A 1,835-nucleotide genomic window follows, 5' to 3' on the forward strand; every position below is an offset into this window, starting at 1 on the left:
AGTTCGAGCATCCGGCGGAGCAGGACCCACAGCGCGGGCCCGTACACCTCGTCGTCGCCGGGCACCCGTCCCTTCCAGAAGCCGAGCCCGGCCGGGCCGGTGACCGAGGCGATCACGGCGATGCCCGCCGCCGTGGCGAGGCCGGCCTGAGTCGCGCCGGGGTGCTGGGCGTAGAGCAGGGTGGCGCCGACGGCGACCAGGCGGACGGCGAGGACCCAGGAGTAGGCCCAGCGCGGGTAGCTCTGGGCGGAGCTCCACAGGGCCGTGGGCAGCACCCACAGGCCGCGCACGGCCTTGCCGGTCCACCCGGCTGCCTTGACCAGCCAGCGCCCGGCGTCCATGGCGAGCAGGCCGAGCCCGGCCGCGATGGTGCCGGCCTTCACCATCAGGCCGGGCACCTTCCCGGCCTGCGCCTCCATCCAGTCCTGGAAGCCGGTGAGCTTGGCCTCCCAGGTGTCCCAGCCCTGCCACGGCTCGGAGACCGGCCCCGGCAGCGCCACCGAGCCGAGCGCGGCCACCGAGACCTCGGGCGTCGGCGGCTTGGCGATCGGGTCCCAGAACCGGCCCCCCGACTCCTTCTTCTTCACCGCGGACTTCGAGGCGATCGGGCGGCCGGAGACCAGCCGCGCCAGCGCGGCGAACAGCCCCTTCACCGCCTTCTCGATCGCGGCGTCCCGCTCCTTCGCCCGGGCCTTGTCACCCGCGCTGGACTTGGGCATCTGCTCGTACGCCCAGGCCAGCCCGCCCAGCACCACGACCACGCCCAGGACGCCGAGCCCGGACTTCTGGCCCGCCCAGGTCAGCACGTGGCCGATCCAGTTCGCCACGCCGGCGCCTGTTCCGCTGGGGTGGGGGGTCGTCGTTGCGGGGTGGGTGGACGTGGGTGACGGCGACGCCTGAGCGAGGCTGGATACGGCCCTGTGGGCCGCTCTGGTGACTGCGATGCTGTCCACGTGCTCTCCTCTCTTGCAGCCGGGGAGCGCCGCCCGGCAGGCCCTCCTACGGCCTGCCGGGCCCCCCTTCTTGATCCGTGATCAGCGGAGTAACGATCAGTGTGCGCGCCACCTCGGACAGGTGGCCACGGGTTTCAAACCGGCCGGTTCCAGTCGTGCCACTCGCACGGGCACTCCACCGACCCCGAGCACGGCTCGCCGGTGGGTCCGGCGTCCGGCTCGAACCACGCCAGGTGCCACTGGGCGTACTGGGAGCGGGTGTAGGCCCGGGTGCCGCCCTCCCCGTCCCACAGCGGGCTGCTGGGCCCCTCTCCTCCGTCCCACTCGTCCGGGTGGGACAGGTCGAACTTGAGCAGCAGGAACCCGGTGTGCGCGGCCGTCCGCCCGGCGAGCATGTCGTGCGGCGCGGCCAGCGCCAGGCGGTCAGCCAGTGCGGCCTGACGCAGCAGCACCTCCCGGCGCTCGCTCGGCGCGGGGGGTGCCAGCCAGGCCGGGCGGGCCGGGCCGAGTTCGGCAGCTGCCTGCGCGAGCGCCTGGCCCTCCTCATCGAGGCCCGGGGCATCCGCGTACGCCTGTCCCGGGCCCGGGTGCCCCTCGTACATCTCCATGTCCACGGTGTCGGTCATCGGTCAGCCCTTCGTCTCGAAGTCGGGGTGGATCTGGCGGACCAGCGCGAACACGCGCTCCGGCGGGACGTCCAGAAGGCCGGCCTTCTTCATCGCGGCGTTGGCCTCCCACGCCAGCGCCTGGAGCGCGGGCGTGTGGTCGGTGGCCCGCAGTCGCTCGGCCGGGTCGCTCACCACGGCACCCAGCGCCTTCTGGAGCCGGTAGTACGCCTGGACTGCCTCCCGGGTCACGTCGTCCATCGCGCCCTTGTCCCGG

At 73.7% G+C, this 1,835-nt stretch carries 3 protein-coding genes; all 3 read right to left on the bottom strand.

The window, feature by feature from the left end:
- Positions 1-827: hypothetical protein (locus tag ACZ63I_RS34990; RefSeq protein ID WP_469343577.1), on the bottom strand; the 827-nt coding region annotated here is incomplete at its 3' end.
- Positions 828-1,087: 260 nt separating this feature from the next.
- Positions 1,088-1,579: a hypothetical protein gene (locus ACZ63I_RS34995; RefSeq protein WP_469343578.1), complete on the bottom strand. Its 492-nt coding sequence runs from the start codon at positions 1,577-1,579 to the stop codon at positions 1,088-1,090.
- A gap of 3 nt (positions 1,580-1,582) precedes the next feature.
- On the bottom strand, positions 1,583-1,835 hold a 253-nt coding region (locus tag ACZ63I_RS35000; protein WP_469343579.1), incomplete at its 5' end, for a hypothetical protein.

The sequence above is a fragment of the Streptomyces sp. NPDC087906 genome, from assembly GCF_055584925.1.

What these genes read in the sequence shown, in the direction of transcription:
- ACZ63I_RS34995 (WP_469343578.1), bottom strand. Translation starts at nt 1,579, where the DNA reads ATGACCGACACCGTGGACATGGAGATGTACGAGGGGCACCCGGGCCCG.